This window comes from Sphingomonas sp. PP-CE-1A-559, from assembly GCF_004340965.1.
Taxonomy (GTDB): Bacteria; Pseudomonadota; Alphaproteobacteria; order Sphingomonadales; family Sphingomonadaceae; genus Sphingomonas.
This window is the reverse complement of the sequence record NZ_SLYA01000004.1, coordinates 19787-39458: the sequence shown is the minus strand read 5'-3', so window position 1 is coordinate 39458 and position 19672 is coordinate 19787. Positions and strand designations below refer to the sequence as shown.

14 protein-coding genes are annotated in these 19672 nt (G+C 65.7%); 2 read left to right on the top strand and 12 right to left on the bottom strand.

Going from position 1 to position 19672, the window contains the following annotated elements; translation table 11 throughout:
* Positions 1-59: 59 nt before the first annotated feature.
* The 8 genes from C8J42_RS13720 to C8J42_RS13685 form a co-directional block, all read right to left on the bottom strand.
* The gene (locus tag C8J42_RS13720) at positions 60-1172 is read right to left on the bottom strand and encodes a glycoside hydrolase family 88 protein (protein ID WP_133020525.1); all 1113 of its coding nucleotides are present in this window, start codon (positions 1170-1172) and stop codon (positions 60-62) included.
* Positions 1173-2405, bottom strand: coding sequence for a glycosyl hydrolase 53 family protein (locus C8J42_RS13715; protein WP_133020524.1), 1233 nt, complete (start codon positions 2403-2405; stop codon positions 1173-1175). It lies immediately after the preceding gene.
* Positions 2402-5425 carry a beta-galactosidase gene (locus C8J42_RS13710; protein WP_133020523.1) on the bottom strand — a complete coding sequence of 1008 codons (3024 nt, stop codon included), beginning with the start codon at positions 5423-5425 and terminating at the stop codon, positions 2402-2404. The genes C8J42_RS13715 and C8J42_RS13710 overlap by 4 nt, the downstream gene beginning before the upstream one ends.
* A complete protein-coding gene (locus C8J42_RS13705) occupies positions 5418-5732 on the bottom strand; it encodes an L-rhamnose mutarotase (RefSeq protein ID WP_133020522.1) in 315 nt (104 codons plus the stop codon). Before C8J42_RS13705 ends, C8J42_RS13710 begins: the two co-directional genes overlap by 8 nt.
* A 73-nt stretch (positions 5733-5805) precedes the next feature.
* On the bottom strand, positions 5806-7329 hold the full coding sequence (locus C8J42_RS13700) for a glycosyl hydrolase family 28-related protein (RefSeq protein ID WP_133020521.1): 1524 nt from the start codon (positions 7327-7329) through the stop codon (positions 5806-5808).
* Positions 7330-7352: 23 nt separating this feature from the next.
* Entirely contained in the window at positions 7353-8117 is a 765-nt protein-coding gene (locus C8J42_RS13695; RefSeq protein WP_133020520.1) for an SDR family NAD(P)-dependent oxidoreductase, read from the bottom strand.
* Between the two features lie 10 nt (positions 8118-8127).
* Complete coding sequence (locus tag C8J42_RS13690) at positions 8128-8931, bottom strand: IclR family transcriptional regulator (RefSeq protein ID WP_133020519.1); 804 nt, start codon at positions 8929-8931, stop codon at positions 8128-8130.
* 134 nt (positions 8932-9065) lie between these two features.
* Complete coding sequence (locus C8J42_RS13685; RefSeq protein ID WP_133020518.1) at positions 9066-12251, bottom strand: TonB-dependent receptor; 3186 nt, start codon at positions 12249-12251, stop codon at positions 9066-9068.
* 339 nt (positions 12252-12590) lie between these two features.
* Between C8J42_RS13685 and C8J42_RS13680 the strand changes: the two genes are divergently transcribed.
* The gene (locus C8J42_RS13680) at positions 12591-14510 is read left to right on the top strand and encodes a rhamnogalacturonan lyase (RefSeq protein WP_243644415.1); all 1920 of its coding nucleotides are present in this window, start codon (positions 12591-12593) and stop codon (positions 14508-14510) included.
* A 12-nt stretch (positions 14511-14522) separates the two neighbouring features.
* On the opposite strand, the gene C8J42_RS13675 is transcribed toward C8J42_RS13680, so the two are convergent.
* Genes C8J42_RS13675 through C8J42_RS13660 form a run of 4 tightly spaced genes read right to left on the bottom strand, consistent with a single transcriptional unit; the run spans position 14523 to position 18762 of the window.
* The gene (locus tag C8J42_RS13675; RefSeq protein ID WP_133020517.1) at positions 14523-15824 is read right to left on the bottom strand and encodes an oligogalacturonate lyase family protein; all 1302 of its coding nucleotides are present in this window, start codon (positions 15822-15824) and stop codon (positions 14523-14525) included.
* A gap of 16 nt (positions 15825-15840) precedes the next feature.
* Complete coding sequence (locus C8J42_RS13670) at positions 15841-16815, bottom strand: alpha/beta hydrolase (protein ID WP_133020516.1); 975 nt, start codon at positions 16813-16815, stop codon at positions 15841-15843.
* A gap of 1 nt (position 16816) precedes the next feature.
* Positions 16817-18010: a rhamnogalacturonan acetylesterase gene (locus C8J42_RS13665; RefSeq protein WP_133020515.1), complete on the bottom strand. Its 1194-nt coding sequence runs from the start codon at positions 18008-18010 to the stop codon at positions 16817-16819.
* A 29-nt stretch (positions 18011-18039) separates the two neighbouring features.
* Positions 18040-18762 (bottom strand): rhamnogalacturonan acetylesterase, encoded by a 723-nt coding sequence (locus tag C8J42_RS13660; RefSeq protein ID WP_243644413.1) that lies wholly within the window; start codon positions 18760-18762, stop codon positions 18040-18042.
* 250 nt (positions 18763-19012) lie between these two features.
* Between C8J42_RS13660 and C8J42_RS13655 the strand changes: the two genes are divergently transcribed.
* Positions 19013-19672 (top strand): DUF6250 domain-containing protein, encoded by a 660-nt coding sequence (locus C8J42_RS13655; RefSeq protein WP_133020514.1) that lies wholly within the window; start codon positions 19013-19015, stop codon positions 19670-19672.

The window sequence follows — 19672 nt, the reverse complement described above, 5'->3', positions numbered from 1 at the left end:
CTCGGCCGAGGCTGGCGCCCCGAGCCATAGCGCGGCCGCGAACAAGGCACGCCGCAGGGTCAGATATAGGTCCGGAGGAACTCGGCGAGCGCGACCATCGCGAGGCTCTGGCCGTAAGGCATCGAGGTGAGCGCGATGTCCTTGTAGAATTGCTGCGTGTCGCCCATTGCGGTGCCGAAGCTGACCTGCTTCAGTTCGCCGGCCTCGTCGATATTGGCGAGCACGCCCTGCACGGCCTTGATCCCGACCGCCTCGTAGTGGCGCGGCAGATAGCCCTTCCGGACGCCCTTCAGGATGCCATAGGCGAAGCCCGCGGTCGCCGACGCCTCGAGATAGCTGGTCGGGTCCATCACCAGCGTGTGCCACAGGCCGCTCTCGTCCTGCGTCTCGGCGAGCGTCTTCACCTGCGCTGCGAGCGTATCGATCAGGAAGGTGCGGAACGCGTCGCCCACCGGCAGGTCGAGGATCTCGATGATCTCCGGGATCGCGATCGTCACCCAGCAATTGCCGCGGGCCCACAGCGCCTCCGCGAAATTGTGCCGCCCGTTGAAATCCCAGCCGTGGAACCAGAGCCCGGTCTTCTTGTCGAACAGATATTTGATATGGACGAGGAACTGCCGCTTGGCCTCCTCGACATAGTGCGGGCGGTCGAGCAGCAGGCCGATCTTGGCGAGCGGCAACACCGACATCATCAGCGTGTCGTCCCACATCTCACCCGGGTTCTCGTCATTGTAGACGATGTGCTGGAACCCGCCCTCCTCGGTCTTGGGCAGCCCGTCCGGCGCCATCAGCCACTCGGCCCAGGTGTCGAGATAGGGGATGTAGCGCGGATCTGGCTCGCGCTCGTAAAGATAGGCGAGCGTGATGAACGGCGCGACGGTGTTGATGTTCTTGGTCGGCGTGCCCTCGGCGAAACGATCCTCGAACCACTGCTTGATGATCGCCAGCGCGCCCGCGTCGCCGGTCTGCTCGTAATAGCGCCACATCCCGAACAGGCCGACGCCGTGCGTCCATTCCCAGCCCGCCCAGCCCTTGGTGTCGATGACCCGGCCGTCTTCGAGGCGCAGCAGGAACTCGCCGGTCTCGTCCTTGATGTTGACGAGGTTGTCCATCAGCTTGGCGATCGCAGCGGTCACGTCCGCGCGCGGCACATTATGGGTGAGGGCAGCCACTTATAGTCTCCTGTTGGGACGCGCAGGGTTGAGCCCGTAGTCGCGCGCCATCGTCCGATAGAGGGTGAGAAATTCGGGGTCCGCGTCGTAGCGGCCGCCATGACCGGTCGACGGCGTCGTGCCGTTCGGTGGCGTCGGTGCGGTCGGCGCTGTCACGGCGCCGGGCGCTTCGGCGGCGTTGATCCCCTGCGAGAGGAGGTCGGGCTTGGGCCCTTCGCCGGCGGGCGTGCCTTCATGCGTGAAGATCGCTTCCTGGTGCCGCGTCGGCTCCCAGATGAAGCTGCCCCAGCCGTGCGGCTGCGCGTGGACGAGGTCGTTCAAATAGCGTTTGCGCGACGAATATTCGAGCGCGAGAAAGCCGTGTTCGGGATAGGCCTTTGCGAACTCGGTAAAGGTTCGCGCCCAGTCGCCCTGCGCCTGTTGCTGGTAGCAGGAGAAGCCGGTGGCATCGAATTTGACCCCGCGCTGAAGCAGATTGTCCATCCAGTAGCGGACGATCGGCCAGTGCCGCCCGAGATGATTGTGCACCGCCACCCGCGCCTCGGGCGTCGCTTCGCGCGCGCCGGCGATCCCGGCTTTCAACAGCATCGCGAACCGGTCGTACCCGCCGGCGCCGGGCACCTTCATGTGCACCGCATCGGTCTGCGGATTGCCGGTCGGAATCGTCAGCGGCACGCGTCCGTCGGGCCAGAGCATGCCGAAGGTCGTCTCGTTACCGATCATGACCAAGTCGGGGGCGGCCCCCGCGCGCTTCATCGCCGACAGCGCGTCGACGGTATGGCGGTGGACTGCCTCGACCAGTTGGGGAAAGGTGAGCGCAGCCCAGGCGGCGGGCTTGTCCTGATGCTGCGGGTCGGCCCAGGTGTCCGAATAATGCAGCGTCAGCGACAGGTGGAAACCGGCGGACTTGATTCGCTTGGCGAACGCGATCGTGCGCGGCAGGTCGCACCACGGCCCGCCCGGCTTGCCGCTCGAATACCCCTTCGCAGGATCGACGAAGAGCCGCAGCTTGATTGCGTTGAATCCCGCATCGCGAAGGATGTCCAGCGGGTCCTTCGCGACGCCGTTCTCAAAATACGTCGCACCGGCGAACGCGTCCTCCGGGATCCACGAGACGTCCGCGCCGATCAGATACGGCCACGGCCTCGCACCGTTCGCGACCTTTGCAGCGGGTGCGATGCTGGCGAGACAGGCCGCCCCAGCGCCCGCGCCAAATGTTCTGCGCGTGATCATTTGGCGGTGCCCAGCCGGTCGGGTGCCGCGACCATCCGCACCGGCACGCCGCCCTTGACGTTGCGCATCGTCACCAGGCGGACCTGCTCGATCGCATCGCCGGGCGCGCCGTCGGACGTGACCGCGAGCGCGACGGTGTTCGCGCCGTGGTGGTTGAGGATGCCCTCGGGGATCGGGAACACGCGCTGCGGTCCGACATGCGCGATGAACTGCCCCATGTTCCAGCCGTTGACGAACAGCAGCGCACGGTAGCGGGCGACCGAGCGCGGCGTCGTCGTGTCGCCGAATGCGAGCGCGATCGTCGTGTCCTGGCCCTTCGGCACCGCGAGATCGAAGCGCGTGCGATACCAGGTCGTGCCGGGTGTCGCCGTGGTGGCGGGGATGGTCGCCGTGGCCCAGGCCTTGTCGTCGAAGCCGGGCAGGTGCCAGCCGAACCGTTCGCCATATTGGCCGCCGTTGTTGGCGGGGCCGCGCGCCGGATCGGGGAGGTCTTCGCCGCCGAGCTTGCCCTGGATCTTCCACGCGATCGGTACGCCGAAGCTGCGCCCGCCCGGCGCCTCGATCGACACGAAAACCAGCCCGCGCGCTTCCTTGTGATAATCGTCGGAATCGAGGTCCCAATTGTGCCCGTTGTTGCGCACCATGACGCTGACGACATGCTCGCCGCCCGACTGTGCGGAGGCGGGCAAGTCGAACCGTGCGAGCCCGGTCGTAATCGGCCGCGGCAGTCCGCTCGGCAGCTCATTCTGGCCAACGAACTGGCCATCGACCCAGACCTGTACCATGCCCGCCCCCCCCGCGCCGTAGAACAAGGCGATCTGCTTGGCGTCGGGCGTGCCGGTGAAGCGCCCGCGATACCAGACGTCGCCGTCGTGGAAACCGTAGGAGTCCATCGTCAGGTTCGGCTGGCCGTCGGGTTTGGCGGTCGTCGTCGCGCTGCCGCGTCCGTCGATCGCCTGCCAGCTGGTGTCGTCGAAGCCGGGTGTGGCTTCGGGCGAACCCTGTGCCATCCGCCAACCGGTCAGCGCCGGGAGTACGACCGGGGCGGGGCCAGGCAATGCCGCCGTCGCGCTTCGGCTACCGATCGCGGTCGTCTTCGTCGCAACCGCCGTCCCGTTCCACCGCACCGACCGTAGCGCGGCAGGAGCCCAGATTTCGAGCGGCGCCGTCTCGGCAGTATCGCCGGTCAGCGCCAGCGTGCCGTCGGTCGCCTTGGTCGAGCGCAGCAATGCGGGGCCGCGCACCAGCACCGCGTCGCTGCCCCGCCAATAGCGAACCGCCTCGGCCTCGTCCGCCAGGATCAGCGTGAGCGCAGGGCGCCCGCCGCCCGTGATCCGCACCACCGACCTACCGACATGCATATAGTCGAGCCTGAGGTCGCCTTTCGCCACGTCGAACGCGGACATTACCTTGCCTTCGAGCACGGTCACTGTTGGCGCAGACGTATAGCGCAGCACCGTCTCGCCGGTCTCACCTGCGCGACCGTACAGCAGCAACACGTCGCCGCGATCGATCGTCAGCGCGGCTTGCAATTCGGACGTCGAATAGACCAGCCGTTGCCCGCCGAGATTAACCCCCGCAACCAGCCATTTCGCGTCGAACCCGTTCAGCCGCATCGGCTCGGCCTGCGGGAAGGTGTAGCGCCCGTCGGGCAGGTCGGCGGTGATCGTGAAGCGGTCGTCGGTCTGGCCGTTGGACGGCTTGTGCGTCACCATCAGGAAGCGCGCATCGCTCTCCGGGCTGCGGTTGTGATACGCCTGCACGTTCGGCGACGACACCTGCACCGGCGCGGCGGGGACCATGCCCGCTAGGTCAGGCACCGCGGCGATCAGCCCGCCGAGCTGTTTCATCTCCTCCGCCTTGCTGCGCACCTCGCGCGCTTCGGAGATCGCCGCGCCGTAATCGTAGCTCGTGAACACGACCGGGGCGGGGAGCCAGCCCCAGCTCGTCCCGCCATAGCCCATGTAGAAGCTCTGGATGTCGATGCCGTTGGCGAGATTGGTGCCGTAGAACACGCGCTGGAATCGCTTGCCGCGCTGGATGGCGTTGCATTCGTAGCCGCCGTTCGAGCCCCAGTAATCGAACCAGCCGCCACCGAACTCGGCGAGGAAGGCCGGCGTGTCGGGCGAGGCGGACGCGCCGCCCTTTGCGGCGCCGGGACCGTAGAACCCCCAGTCGGGTGCCGCCACGCCGCGCGTCGGCTTGCCGGCGACGGTGCAGGTGCCGCCCGGATAGCCGTCGAATGCGTAGAGATCGCCCGGCCCCTTAACTACGTTGGCGACGGTCGAGCTTTCGGGCACCCAATAGCCGTTGCGGCCCTGGTCGTTATGGAACAGCGGCACGGTGATGCCGTCGGCGCGGGCCTTGGCGTAGAGATGGTCCATGTAGCGGCGCTGCGCAGGCGTGGTCAGCGCCAGTTCGTTCTCGATCTGGTGCAGGATGACGCTGCCGCTATGGCCCTTGCCGTCGCCATTGATCTGGTGCCGCGCGATGATCGCGTTGACGTGGCCGAGCCACTCGTCGACCGCGGCGAGATACGCCGGATCGTCGGTCCTTGCCCGCGCCTTCTGGTTGACCAGCCAGCCCGGAAACCCGCCGCGCGACAGCTCCGCGTTCACATACGGGCCGGCGCGGGTGATGACATAAAGCCCTTCTTCCTGCGCCATCGCCAGCACGCGCTCGACGTCGCGGATGCCGGTGAAGTCGTACACGCCCTGTTTGGGGCTGTGATATCCCCAGTCGAAATACAGCGCGACGGTGTTGAAACCGCTCGCCTTCATCTTCTGCAATATATCGCGCCACAGATCGGGGCTGGGCAGGCGGAACGGGTGGAATTCGCTCGACCAGATTACCTGACGCTTGCCGTCGATCATCAGCGACCGTGCGTCGTACGACACGCGGCCGAATGTCTTGACGGGCGCGGCGAGGTTCTGTGTCGGGCGTGCGATCTGCGCGGTCGCGGTGACCGGCGTCAGCGCGGTGGCGAGCGCCAGTGCGATCAGGCGGGTGCGGTCAATCATGATGGAAGATCAGCGGGAGCGACCATTCCTTCGGTCGGTTGTCGTCCTCGACTTCCATCAGCGGCGCCATGTGATCCCACCAGCGCTTCATCACCGGGTGATCGGGCAGGGCGTCGCGCGTGTTCGGTTCGGCGAGCTTCAGGACGGCGAACAGCGCCAGCGTCGCCTCGTCGAGGAAGATCGAATAGTCATGGATGCCGCTCTCGGTCAGCAAGGCGGACAGTTCGGGCCAGATTTCGTCGTGGCGCTTGCGGTATTCGTCGACCACGCCGGGCTTCAGCTGCATCCTGAACGCATGGATCGACATCGCACCCTCCCAATCCACTATGTGGTATTGCTATGTACGATTTGGTAAAGACGTTCCGCGCTCAGGTCAAACGCTAACCGCGCCAGAGCGGTGTCCGCGTCACCGAAAGTCCGGCGGCGTCCTCGATCATGAGGGGCGGGCGGGCATCGGGGCTGGTAGTGGCCAGATCGAGGCGGTCGATTACGAGGCCCTTCGCGTGCTGGACCCACAAGCCCCAGGCGGGGAGTACACCGAACATGCTCGGCTCCGGATAGGCACCCGCGAGGTCTTCAGGCCTGCGTGCGGCATCTTCGGAAGTGCCGCCGCCGCGATAGGACAGATGGATGCGGGATAGCGTGACGTCCTCGACCGGATGGCCGGGAAGCCCCGCGATCGCTGCGGCGAAGCGGTGATCGATCCCCGTCGCGTCGATGTCGCTTAGCGTCACCCGCCGGATCGCACCTACCTGCGTTCCGGCCGGACCGCGGCGTCGGTCGCCGATCCGCAGGAACAGCGGCGCAGTCGTCACGTCGCGCATCGTGATGCGGTGCACGACGACGTCCTCCATCACGCCGCCGTCGACCGTCTCAAGTGCGAGCCCCCGGCAGTGGGTGAAGCTGCAATCCTCGATCAGGATGCGCCGGTATCCGCCGTTGCTCTCGGTCCCGAGCTTGATCCGCCCCGTCACGCGGTCGCGGTCGGGCGCGAGCAGTTGCGTCGTCCGCCGCGTGCCGTCGAACATCGTCCCGAGGTCGTAACCCGAGACGGCGCAATGCCGCACGGTCACGTCCTCCGAAGCAACCGCGCGGCCGAGCGCAAAACTGCTCTTGATGACGATCGCGTCGTCGTTGGGCGTGTTGACGCGGCACCACTCGACGATCGTGCGCTGGACGCAATCGAGGTCGATCCCGTCGCGGTCGGTGTCGATCGTCAGGTCGTGAATGTGCAGGTCGCGCGTGCCCGTCGCGAGGATCGCAAAATGCCCGCATTTGAGCATTGAGAAACCGGACAGGCGGATATTGCGGCCGTTCCGGAACGCGATCGCCTTGTTGCCGAGACCGTTCATGCGCGCTGCATCGGGTTCGAGCCGGGCGATCTCGGCGGCGCTCATTTGGCGCATCGATAGCGGCCGCTCGCCGGTCTGCGCCTTCCACCGCGCACCGGGACCGTCGCGTGTCAGCCCGAGCCCGTGGATCAGGCCGGGGCCGATCATCGCGACGTTCTCGACATCCTCGCCCCAGAACAGGCTGTTCCGCCAATGGCTGTGGCCGAAATCCTGGTACAGTTGCTCGCCATTGTCATCGGGCAGGTCGTAGCGACCGGCATGCCGTGCCGGATCCGCCGCCTCGATCACCGCGCCCTGCGCGAACTGGATCGTGACGTGGCTCAAGAGCCGGATCGAAAAGCACAGATACCGCCCCGCCGGGATCAGCACCGTCCCACCGCCGGACCGTGCGGCGGCAACGATCGCGGCGTTGATCGCGGTGCTGTCGATCGTCCGCCCATCGCCGCGCGCACCGTGGTCGCGCACGTCTATCATGGTCGCGGCATGCGCGGGAAACGGAAGCAACGCCGCGCCGAGTCCCAATCCGACATCGCGGCGAGTCACGTGATCCATCATACCGAGGGTGCCGGGCGCGCCTATTGCAGGTTCACGTACATGCCGCCGTCGACCAGCAACGAGGCGCCGGTGACGTATTGCGCGAGATCGGACGCGAGGAACACGGTCGGCCCGACCAGATCGTCCGGCTTGCCGAGCCGGCCGAGCGGAATGCGCTTTTCCATGTACGACCGCTTGCCCTCGTCGGCGAGATCGTCCTTGTTGATGTCGGTCAGGATCGTGCCTGGGAACAGCGAGTTGCAACGAATACCGTGCTTGCCGAGCGCGATCGCGACCGACTGCATCAGCGAATGCAGGCCAGCCTTGGTCGGCGTGTAGTGCGTCTGATACTCGCCGCCGACCAGCGCCGAGATCGACGACATCGCGATGATCGAGCCCCCATCGCCCTGCTTCACCATCTGGTTGGCCGCGGCCTGGACCATGTAATACGCGCCATGCAGGTTGACGCGCATGGTCCGCTCGAACGTCTCGACCGGCATGTCGAGGAATGCGTGGAACGGGCAGATCCCGGCGTTGTTGACGAACACGTCGACCCGCCCGAGCGCCGCTACGGCCTTGTCGATAAAGTCGCGCGCGGTATCCGGATCGGCGACGTCGCCCTGGATCGCCACGCCCTTGCGCCCGAGTGCCTCGATCTCCGCGACCGCGCTCTCGGCACCGGCCACGTCGCGCGCGAAATTCAGCGCGACGTCCGCGCCATGTCGTGCGCAGCCGATCGCGACCGCACGGCCGATCCCTGCCGATGCGCCTGTCACCAGCACGGTCTTGCCTTCGAGCAACATTATTTTCTCCCAGTTAGTCGGTTGGCGGCTCGAAGCCGAGTTCGCGGCTGATCGCGCCCGCGGTGCCGCGCACCTCGTCGGTCAGCGTCGTCATGCGGTCGTCGCTCATGTATTGCGCGGCGCTCGACACGCTGATCGCGCCGACGATCTTGCCCGCGGCATCGCGGATCGGGGCGGCGACGCAGCGGATCTGGTCCTCGTTCTCCTCCAAATCGAACGCACGGCCGCACGTCGCATAGCCTTGCATCCGTTCGCGCCACACTTTCGCATCGGCCTTGGGCGCACCCGCCGCCTGGTCCGCGTCAAAACGCTCCTGCCAATATTTTGGCAGAGAATCGATCATCAGCGCCTTGCCGAGCCCGGTCGAGCTCAGCGGCTGGCGATCGCCGACCCGGCTCGAAATCGTGATCCGCCGCCGCCCCGGCACCTTGTCGAGATACAGCGCGAAATCGCCGTCGAACACGCCAAGATGCACGGTGTCCTCGGTCGAGGCGGCGAGTTCCTCCAGATAGGGTCTTGCGACCTGCACCAGATCGGCCTGCGCCTGCGCAAGCGTGCCGAGCAACAAGAGCTTGGGCCCGAGGCGATATCCGGAGCGCGGCGTGAAGGCGAGATAGCCGCGATCGACCAGCGCGCTCAGCAGCCGGTGCGTTGTGCTCTTGGTCAGGTCGAGCTTCACCGCGAGTTCGCTGAGCGTCAGCACTTCGTGGCTGACCGCTTCGATCAAATCGAGCCCGCGCATAAGGGTCTGGCTGCCGGCACCGACGCCGTTTCCGGCCGACTCCGACTTATCGATGTTCGTCGTGGAAGTGTTCATGCCCACTCCATAAGACGGCCTCCTACATGCTGGCAATCGGCGAATCTTGCGTCGATTCCGGTCACGCTACATGTCTGGAAAACCGAGAAAAAATGGCCGACCGTCTTGCGGCGGTCGGCCGAGGGGGGAGCGCTCTAGAATTTCAGCTGGAGACCGGCGAAGAACCGCTGGCCGGCGTAATAATATTCCACCGGCCGAGCCTTGTCGATGTAGCTCGCCGACGACTCCTTGTTGATGTTCTGGATCTCCATGAACAACTGGGTGTGCTGCTCGGGGAACCGGAACGTCACCTTGGCATCGAAATAGCCTTCGCCGCGACGATAGATCGGGCTGTTGTCGAAGTTGACGTCGGACACGACCGCCAGCCAGTTCGATCGGTAATTGTAGTTGACGCGGATGTTGAGCCAATCCTTGTCGTAGAAGATGCTCGCATTCGCGGTCCATTTCGACAGGCCGGGATAGTCGTTGAGCGGTTGACCGGTGGCGACGTTGGTCAGGTTGGTCCGGATCGCGCGTGCATAGGTGAAGTTGCCGCTGGCCCCGAGACCATCGAACGGTGCGGGGAGGAACGTGAAGGCGGTTTGTACGCTACCTTCGATCCCGTCCAGCAACGCGCCGAACCCGTTGACCGGCTGGCGCACCGTGAACAGCGAGCCGTCCTGGAAGAGATCGACATCGCCGCGCGTCACGTTCGAGATGACGAAGCTCTTCTCGTATTTCTTGAAATAGCCAATGCTGACCGCGGTGTCCTTGTTCGGGAACCAGCCGAGGTTCACTTCCCACTGATCGGCGCGATACGGCACGAGATCGGGATTGCCCGCGGTGCAGGCGTCCTGGAGCCCGGTGATGTCGGTCGAGTCATCGAGACAATTGACGTTGGGCACCAGATCGGTCGGCTTGGGACGGGCGAGATTGCGGGCCCAGTTTGCGCGGAAGGTCAGGTTCGGCGTGATTTCCAGCGCACCGTTGAACGCGGGAAGCCAGTCGGTGTAGCTGTTCTTCAACGACAGCGAGTTTGCCGCAAGCGTGACCGTTTCGATCACTGCGGGAATACCGGGCACGCCCGTGCCGGGACGGATCCGGGTCTGCCGGCTGATGTTTGTGCCGGTGCCCTTGTCGGTCGTCTTGATATAGCGAACGCCGGCATTGCCGCTGAACCGCATGCCGAGCACGTCCTGCTCGAAATTGCCCTTCAGATATGCGGCGGCAACGGTTTCCTTGATGAAAACGGTCGGGATCTGCGACTGGCCATCGGCGTTGCGGACCAGATCCTGATCGAAGCCCGACAGGTCGTAAATCTGGCCCAGTCGGTCGAAATTGATCGTCGGTACCGACAGTTTCGAGGGCAGTCCCGCCGGCGCACCCTGAAGCCCGGTGAACAGGCCCGCACCCGGCAGACCGCCGGTATTGGCCGCGATGAACTGTGCGTACTGGGCCTGCGTCATGTAATAGGTGTTCGCGGCGCGCACGGCCGGCGGCGTATCGGTGACGACGGTGGTGTACGAAACGTTGGCGCTCGTCTGATACACGGCAGGGACGGCCGCCGCGCCGGTTGACGGATTCGCCGAAACCGCGGGGGTCAGCAGGCGCGAGCCGCCGCCGTTGTAGTTCTCATACTCCTGCCAGCGGAACTGCCCGCCATATTCGATGCTCGTCAGGAACGGCAGGTTGGTGTTCCAGTCCGCGTCGAGCTTGAGCTGGTCTTCCTTGTTGTTGTTGTCGCTCGGGCGATACTGGACGGTCGGTCCGGCCTGTCGTCCGGGTGCGTTGATCGTGCCGGGGCGGACATAGGCGCCGGTCGAATTCGGGTCGAAGTTCTCGGGGAACACGAACACCGGAATGCCGAGGTCGTTGCGACGGTCTATGGTAACCCCGCCGATGCCGGTCGAATAGGCGAGCAGGTTGGTATCGTTGACGGTTCGGCCAGTCGAATGCGACGCGAGCGCCTTGATCTTGAGATCGTCGAACGTCCAATCGAACCCGGTCAGGTAATACCGGGTGCGCTGATCGTATTTGAAATCGCGACGCTGGACGCCGAGGATGTTGCTGGCGCCGTTCCAGACCGGTGCAGCGGCTGTGCCGACATTGACCGAATTGAGCGCGGTCAGCGCGCTGGTGACGACGTGGTTCTCGCTGGTCGATGTGCCCGCGGTGATCTGCGGACGCGACGTCCCGCCGTTCAGTCCGACCGGCAGCGCGGCGTCGTAGTTGAAGCGCTCGAAGCGGCCGAGATCGAGCGAGTAGTTGACGTCGTTGAACTGCTGCTTGCGGTTGGTGATGATCGCTTCGGCGTACGCGCGGAAGTTCGGCGCGAATTCATACTGGACCTGGAGATCGGCGGACAGCCGCTGGTCGTCGATCCGGCGCTGGCGCAGGCGCGGCACGGTCGGGACCCAGTCGAAGAATTGCGTCTCGCAGGCCAGCCGCCGCGTCGTCGCCGCTGCCGCATTCGCTCCGCCGACGCCTGCACAACTGCCATAGGTATTGAAATTGGCATACGCGGGGTTGGCGATGGTCTTCTCGTCAGAACGGTCGAAATCCGCGATCCGCTTCCAGTTGGTGTTGCTGATATAGTCCTGGCGAAGCTGCTTCTTCTCGTAGTTGACGGTGCCCAGGATGCCGAGGCCATCGAGCAGGAAATGGGGCGTCCCGAAGATGCCGGTGAGGCGGGGACGCCATTTCTGCGCGGTATCGAGATGCTGGGCGGAGGCCACTGCGCTGAGGAGCGGCTTGACCAGCTCGAGCGGGCGGCGCGTTTCGACGCTGACCGTGCCGCCGAGGCCGCCTTCGGTCAGGTCGGCGCTATAGCCCTTGTAGACGTCGATCGACTTGACGAGTTCGGTCGCGAGATCGCGCAGATCGCCCGAGCGGCTGCCATCGGCGCTGGCCTGGGTGACGCCGTTGATCTCGATGCGGTTGAGATCGGGTTCGACGCCGCGGATCGACACCTTGGTGCCTTCGCCGAAGTCGCGATCGAGCTGCACGCCGGTGACGCGGGCCAGCGAGTCACCGAGGTTCTTGTCGGGAAAGCTTGCGATGTCGTCGGCGACGATCGAGTCGACCACGGTGCCGGCCTTGCGCTTGCGGGCGATCGCCGACTGCAGCGACGCGCGGGTGCCGACGACGAGGATGTCTTCCGAGGTCGCGCCGTCCGGCAGGGTCGCGTCGGGCGCGGGCTTCTGTGCGGGTTGCGCAACGTCTGTGGCGGGCGTCGTGGGTGCGGTCGTCTGGGCGGTAGCGGCGGTCGCCGAGCCCAGCATCAGCGCCAGTGCAGACGTCGTGATCGCCAGATTGCGCACCGAACAAGTGTGAAGTGTCATCATATTTCCCCCGAAAGACGTTCCGGGCGGCGACGCATGCGGTAGCCGGCCCATCGTGAAGTCACCGTGCTGGGTGGCTGGGCTAGCCGGCTGGGCGCGTAGACAAGGCACGGGCGCGGCAGGCCTTGCGGCATGATGCGCGATCGATTTCTGTGCTGGGTCCAGTCATCATCATCCCCTCGTCTCGGCGCGGCCGTTACCGTCGCCAATGCCGGTACCATGACCGACGAAAAACCACATTGTGAAGCTCTGTCCCGTTTATTAGTTTGCCATTTCCTGAAGGGCAATCATAATAATTGGGATAAGTGCGATAATTGGCACGCCGCGATGGAGATGATGATGACGATAGGCAGCCGCGCGTTCCTGGCGCTCATGATCGGTGTCGCGACGCCCGCGCTCGCGGCGTCGCCGTCCCGCGCGGTAGAGCGGCTGGATCGCGGCGTCGTCGCCACGCCCGCGAAGGACGGCGGCTGGCTTATCAGCTGGCGGCTGTTGCGGGACGATCCGTCCGCGACCCGCTTCGACGTCTATCGCGACGGCCGCAAGATCACCCCGCAACCCCTCGCCGACGCGACGTCGTTCGTTGATCGGCAGGGCAATGATCGCGCACGCTATACCATTCGTGCCCTCGTCGGCGGCAAGGCGGCGACGGCTAGCGCGCCCGCGTTGATGGCGCCGCGCGGGTATTTGTCGATCCCGCTCGTACCCCCGCCCGGCGGGACGACGCCCGATGGCGAGGCGTTCACCTATACCGCCAACGACGCCAGCGTCGGCGATCTCGATGGCGACGGGCGTTACGAACTGATCCTGAAATGGGACCCGACCAACAGCCATGACAACAGCCAGGCGGGCTACACCGGCAACGTCTTCGTCGACGCCTATACGATCGACGGCAAGCGGCTCTGGCGGATCGACCTCGGCTGCAACATCCGCGCGGGGGCGCATTACACGCAGTTCCAGGTCGCCGATTACGACGGCGATGGTCGCGCAGAAATCGCGATGAAGACTGCGGACGGCACCGTCGATGGCGTCGGCACGATCATTGGCGATGCGAAGGCGGACTGGCGCGGTCGCGACGGCGAAGTCCCGCAACCGGACAAGACTGGCGCGAAGCTGCTGGCGGACGGCACCAAGGTTGCGCCGCTCGTCGGACGCATCCTGAAGGGTCCTGAATATCTGACGGTGTTCGACGGTCGTTCGGGCAAGGCGCTCGCCACCGCAGCCTATGATCCGCCGCGCTATCCCGGCGGCAATCCAAGCTTCGAGCAGATGCGCGAGACCTGGGGCGACGGCTATTCCAACCGCTCCGACCGGTTCCTCGCAGGTACGGCCTATCTGGATGGACGGCATCCCAGCATGATCTTCGGCCGCGGCTATTATGCGCGCACCGCCATCGCCGCCTGGGACTATCGCGGCGGCAAGCTGACCAAGCGCTGGCTGTTCGACAGTGCGGCGCCGGGTAACGCCGACTATGCCGATCGCGGCAACCACCAGCTCAGCATCGCCGATGTCGACGGCGATGGCCGCGACGAGGTAATCTATGGCTCGATGGCGGTCGATGACGACGGCAAGGGATTGTGGACCGTCCCGCTGTTCCACGGCGACGCGATGCATGTCGCCGATCTCGATCCGCTGCGGCCGGGGCTCGAAAAATGGGGCGTGCACGAACAGGTGAAGACCAATGGCGGGATCGGCTCGGCACTGCTCGACGCGCGCACCGGCGCCATTCTCTGGACCAAGCCCGCCGATACCGATACCGGTCGCGGGCTCGCCGCAGATATCGACCCACGCCATGTCGGTGCCGAGCTATGGGGCTCGAACAGCCGCGACCTGTTCGACATGAAGGGCAACGCGATCGGGCCGGCCCCGCGCCAGACCAACTTCGCGCTCTACTGGGACGGCGACCTGCTCCAGGAACTGCTCGACGGCACGACGATCAGCAAATGGAACTGGAAGACGGGCACCGCCTCGCCGATGCTGCATCCGACCGACGTCGCATCGAACAACGGTACCAAATCCAACCCTGCGCTCCAGGCGGACATTCTCGGCGACTGGCGCGAGGAGGTGGTGTGGCGCTCGGCGGACAACCGCGAACTGCGCATCTACGTCACACCGTATCCGACGACCCACCGGCTCGTCACGCTGATGCAGGACCCGGTCTATCGCGCGGGCGTCGCGTGGCAGAACACCGCCTATAACCAGCCGCCGCATCTCGGCTATTTTCCGGGCAGCCTCACGCCATCGGACGATGCCGACTGAGGCTGCCGGCCGTCAGGACTGGGACTTGGCGGTCTCCACCGCGTAGATCGCCGCCTTGACCTCGATGTTCGCGCGGAAGATGAGCCATTTCCCGTCTGGCGAAAAGCGCGCGTTAGGCTCCAGCTTGTAATCCTGCTTGCCCATGTCGACGAGTTTCTCCGCGGCGAAGGTTCCCGCTTCGATCAGGCTGTCGGCGTTGTCGGCGCGGATCCCGGCGACATCGGGCACGGGCTTGGGGCGGAAGAGGTACATCCATTTCCCGTCGGGGGCGTGCGCGACCATCTCGCTGTCGCCGCCGTCGCCCGAGAACAGTGTCTGGTCCGCCGAGACGTTATAATGGACCGACCATTCGTTGCGCTCGAGATGGTACCAGCGGCGCTTGGCGCTGGCGACGTCGTAGCCGGCCAGCCAGAAATCCTCGCCGCGCGGCGTCTGCAGATCGTACCAGATCGTCTTGCCGTCGGGCGACCAGAATTCGTGGCCAGCGATCTCCATGTTCATCGTCCGCGTGTGGACCTTGGTCATCTGGCTGCCATCGGTGCGGATGGTCCAGATTCGATCGACGCGGTGCCACGGCCCCTCATGGCAATACATCAGCAGCGTCGGGTCGGTCGGCGAGAATTGCAGGTGGTTGAGCCAGTCGGTCGCCTTTACCACGCTGCGCCGCTGCCCGGTCGTCACGTCGATGGTGAAGATCTCCATCGGGATCTTGGCGTCGAGCCGCTGGTTCAGCCGGAACTCCTTGGCGTCGGCATAGACCATCGGCCGGCCGTCGGGCCAGTTCGCCGCGTACGCTGTCTGTCCGGTCTTGATATCGACGCCCGCCGCGTTGGGCTGGAGCGGCATGTCGCGCGACGCGACCTGTCCGGCGAGCAATGTCTCGTCGGCGTTGAGCGTATCGATGCGGCTGCCCTTCGGTACCACCGCGATCTTGCGGACCTTGGCCGTATCGATGTCGGCGGCATAAATCGTGATCGGCGCGTCGTCGCCACCCTTGGCCTGTTCGGAGAAATACGCGGTGCGCGTCTTGTGCCCGGCGAACAGCAGGTGAGCGCCCGGCCGGTGCAGCAACGACCTGACCGCCCATGTCTTCGTATCCGCCACCGAGATACCGTCGGCAGTCTGGAATATCATCAGGTCGCCCTGCGGCGTGTAGGCGTTGTAGTTGAAATACAGCGCGTAATTGCCGGGCGCGTCGGACAGCCGAACGACCTTGTGGCCGGTCTTGGCATCGATCCACGACGCGGGCGCCGCCGCGATCGAGGGCGCGGCGACGGCGAGCGCGATGCTCAACCCGAATACAGTGTTTCGCATCGTCAGATCCTTGTCGTCACGCAGGCCAGCCATGGTCGCGCGACCAGGCCAGGAACAGGTCCATCCACGGTATCGGCGTGCCATCGCGGTGCGGGGCAGGCGGCCCATGGCCGCCTTTTTCGAACACCATCAATTCGGTCGGAATCTTGGCGGCATGCAGCGCTTCGTACAGCAGAATGCTGTTGCGCGCTGGCACCGCGGGATCGTCGGCATTCGCCATCACGAAGCTTGGCGGCATGTCAGCCGGGAGATCCAGCTGTGTCGAATAGCGGCGCTGCCACGCTGGATCGGCGGCGTGCGGACCGAGCAGTTCGCGGCGTGATTGCGAATGCACGCCGTCGTCGAGCATCGTCACGACGGGAAAGAACAGCCCCGCGATCATAGGTTTCGCGGACAGGCGATCGGCCGTGTCGATCGGCGTGTAGCTCGGCGTACCGGACCGGGACGCCAGCCGCGCCGCGAGATGCCCGCCAGCGGAAAAACCGGTGACGGCAAGGCGCGCCGGATCGACCGTCCAGCGCGTACCCGCACCCGCGCGGATCACGCGCATCGCCCGCTGCGCATCCTGCAACGGCGCATCGGGTCCCGCCGTCCAGCCATCGTGCGGCAGGCGATAGAGCAGCTCGAACGCGGTGATGCCGCGCGCCGCGAAATCGCGTGCAATGCCGCCGCCCGTTCGCCCGACTGCAACACGTGCGTAACCGCCGCCCGGACAAATCAGCACCGCCGCGCCGTTGGGCTTGGCCGGTCGCACCACCGTCAACATCGGCGTCGCGACATGCGGCCAGGCGATGTCGTCCGCCGCGCCGGTCGGCGAACGCTTGACCCATTGGTCGGTAACCGCCGGTGTCGGGCCGCCGGGTGCGGCACTTGGCCAGAGCGCGAACCGCTCCACCGCCAGCGTCGTTTGCTGTGCGAGAGCGCGGAGCGGCAGCAGGCTGATGAGCCCACTGGCGAGACCACCGGCCAGGATCGTACGTCGCGTGGTCATCTCAGTTTCCGTCCGGTCGGGTGGAATCATGCGCCACGCTCGGCGCAAGCCGGAACGCGGCAGGGTCGGGCGGATGGCCCGCGTCGAATGCTGTCAGGTCCGGCTTCAGATGCTCGGCGAGCGGCAGTTTCGCGGTAGCAATGCCCGCCGCGACCGCCCGCGCAAGGACCCAGGCGCCGTAATTGTCGTGATGCGTCGCGTCCTTGCCACCATCGTTGAACGCGAGCGGCGCGCGCGTCGGTCCGAGTGCCTCGTAGAAGCGGATGCTCGCGGCATTCAGGTCGATCACCGGCACGCGTAGTTCAGCGCCGACCGCCTTCACCGCCGCAGCATAGTCCGTGAGTGTCGGGCGGATCTTGTCGCCGGTCCACATCCGCCGTTCGGGCGAAGTCACGAGCACTGGCTCCACGCCCCGACGCCGAAACTCCGCGATCCACGCGCGGAGGTAATCACGATAGGTCGTCTCGGCCGCGGCGTAGGTCTGCGGCCACTGCGCTTTCTGGTCGTTATGCCCGAACTGGATCAGCGCCCAATCGCCCGGCTTCGCGGACTCCAGCACCTTAGCGAAGCGCAATTCCGTCATGAAAGATTTCATCGTCTCGCCGGATTCCGCATGATTGGCGACGGCGATGTCCGGACGGAAGAAAGCGGGAAGCATCTGCCCCCAACTGGCGGCAGGCTCCGCCGGCTGGTCGGTGACGGTGGAGTCGCCGAGCAGGAATATCGTCGGCACCGTGATCGGCTCGATCGTGATCGCAGTCACGCCGGGCTTCGTGCCGAGCATCTCCAGCGTCAGCCGGTCGTCCCAGCTGAACGAACCGCGCTCGCGTGGCTTGATCAGCACCGCGGTCCCACCCGGCGCGTTCAGCGGCGGCGGGGTGAGTGCGGCGTTGCGGACGTTGACGACGAAGCTCTGCGTGAGCGATCGCCCCGCCGGCACGACGACCGTATCGAGCATCAACCGCCGCGACTCCGCCTTGATACTGGTGTCGGTACGCATCTTGGGCAGGCCGAGAGTCACCGTGACCCGATAATTACCTGGCGGGACCGCAACCGAGAACAGCGCGGGGTTACCGCCCTCGAAACCGAAGCCGTCCGCATAAGCGCGCCCGGCCGCCACCGACACGGCGTCTTTCGGGGCCGAGCCACCACCGAACACGAACCGTCGTACCTGCGCTTCGGCCGCCGTACTCATCAAAGCAAATCCCAGAGCCAGCGCGCCGATCAGCCGCACGACGGGCCACCCGCCGGCGTCGCACGCGTCAGGGCGGGAGTCCCAAGCGTCACGTACCGCGCGATCGGCAGCTTCAGATGGTGGAGTCCGGTCGCCACCAGATCGGCAACCCGCCGCGCGCCGATTTCGCTGAAATGCGTGTCGTCGGCCACGCCGGTGGGATAGCCGGGCGCTCCTGCTGCGCCGGTGTAATGCAGGTAATACCCCTTCGCCGCGTCGGCCCCGGCCGCCTGCACCCAGGCCTGTGACGTCTTGCCGAGATCGATCAGCGGCGTCCGCGTGTCGCGCGCCACCTGTCGCGCCGCATCGGCATAGGTCGGAAAGCTAGGTTGCTCGACCCCGTCCTTGAAGTCGCGGCGCGCGACCGGGGTCAGGATCACCGCCTTCGCACCCGCATGGCTGGCGACGTCGAGAAATTGGCGGAGGTTTGCGCGATACTGTTCGATCGTCGTGAAGCGTTCGGGCTTGTCGACACTCGCATCGTTGTGACCGAACTGGATCAGCAGCGTGTCGCCTTTCCGCAGGTCCGCGGCGATCTTGTCGAGCCGCCCCTCGCGGATGAAGCTGTTGGTGCTCCGCCCGCCAATCGCGCGGTTCTCGATGCTGACGTTTGGCGCCACGGCGCATCGCAGCATCGTGCCCCAACCCGACTGCGGATAGCGATCCGCCTTGTAGTCCTGTGCGGTCGAGTCGCTGGCGATGAATATCCGCATTGGGGCAGGGGCGGCTCCCATGATCGCAGGCGCAACCAGAGCGATGGCTATCAACAGGCCGTTCTTCACCCACACTCTCCCGTGGCGTCTTTCCCGCATGATGCGACGCCGTTCCGGAAAGAGCAACCGGCATCTCGATTAAATAACCATAATGTGGAATGCATAACTAATATTCGGCACTAACTTGGCAGTGGCGATTTCGCGGCCTATGCAATGGCGGAGCGCGATGACAGCGCACGGGGAGGGCAGCATGCGCTTGAATGCACGGCTTCACATCGCTGCGGGTATCCTCGCCAGCGTGCCGTCGATGTCGATCGCCCGCCAGCCGCTCGCCGATTGGGTCGTCGAGGCCGAGGACCCCGCGGCGCGAGTCACCGAACGCGGCGGGATCATCGATATCGATACCGCGAAGGGCCTGACGCTCTGGTGGCGCAAGCCGGTCGCGGGACCGGTCGTCATTCGGTTCGAAGCGTTGTCGGTATCGCAGGGTGGCGCAAACGACAAAGTCAGCGACCTCAACGCGTTCTGGATGGCCCGTGAAGACGACGGCGGTTCCGTTCTAGTCCACCGCCGCAGCGGCGCCTTCGCGGACTATGACAGCCTGCGCACCTATTATGTCGGCATCGGCGGCAACCGGAACACGACGACCCGCTTCCGCCGCTATGTCGGCCGTGCCGGCGATCGCCCGCTACTCCCCGAGCACGACAGGCGCGACGCCGACGACATGCTTCAGCCCAATCGCTGGACGACGATCCGGCTGATCGCGGACGGGCGGACGGTGGCGGTCGAGCGCGACGGGCGGCGGGTGTTCACGCTCGACGATCCCGAACCCTATGCGTCCGGCCAGTTCGGGCTGCGGACCACGTGGAGCCACCTGCGCATCCGCCACCTGTCGATCACGCGCCGCTGA

Bases quoted from the DNA above. Each gene is read 5' to 3' on its own strand.
- C8J42_RS13715 (WP_133020524.1), bottom strand. From the start codon at position 2,405: ATGATCACGCGCAGAACATTTGGCGCGGGCGCTGGGGCGGCCTGTCTC.
- C8J42_RS13710 (WP_133020523.1), bottom strand. From the start codon at position 5,425: ATGATTGACCGCACCCGCCTGATCGCACTGGCGCTCGCCACCGCGCTG.
- C8J42_RS13705 (WP_133020522.1), bottom strand. From the start codon at position 5,732: ATGTCGATCCATGCGTTCAGGATGCAGCTGAAGCCCGGCGTGGTCGAC.
- C8J42_RS13700 (WP_133020521.1), bottom strand. From the start codon at position 7,329: ATGGATCACGTGACTCGCCGCGATGTCGGATTGGGACTCGGCGCGGCG.
- C8J42_RS13690 (WP_133020519.1), bottom strand. From the start codon at position 8,931: ATGAACACTTCCACGACGAACATCGATAAGTCGGAGTCGGCCGGAAAC.
- C8J42_RS13685 (WP_133020518.1), bottom strand. From the start codon at position 12,251: ATGACACTTCACACTTGTTCGGTGCGCAATCTGGCGATCACGACGTCT.
- C8J42_RS13680 (WP_243644415.1), top strand. From the start codon at position 12,591: ATGACGATAGGCAGCCGCGCGTTCCTGGCGCTCATGATCGGTGTCGCG.
- C8J42_RS13675 (WP_133020517.1), bottom strand. From the start codon at position 15,824: ATGCGAAACACTGTATTCGGGTTGAGCATCGCGCTCGCCGTCGCCGCG.
- C8J42_RS13670 (WP_133020516.1), bottom strand. From the start codon at position 16,815: ATGACCACGCGACGTACGATCCTGGCCGGTGGTCTCGCCAGTGGGCTC.
- C8J42_RS13665 (WP_133020515.1), bottom strand. From the start codon at position 18,010: ATGAGTACGGCGGCCGAAGCGCAGGTACGACGGTTCGTGTTCGGTGGT.
- C8J42_RS13660 (WP_243644413.1), bottom strand. From the start codon at position 18,762: ATGCGGATATTCATCGCCAGCGACTCGACCGCACAGGACTACAAGGCG.
- C8J42_RS13655 (WP_133020514.1), top strand. From the start codon at position 19,013: ATGCGCTTGAATGCACGGCTTCACATCGCTGCGGGTATCCTCGCCAGC.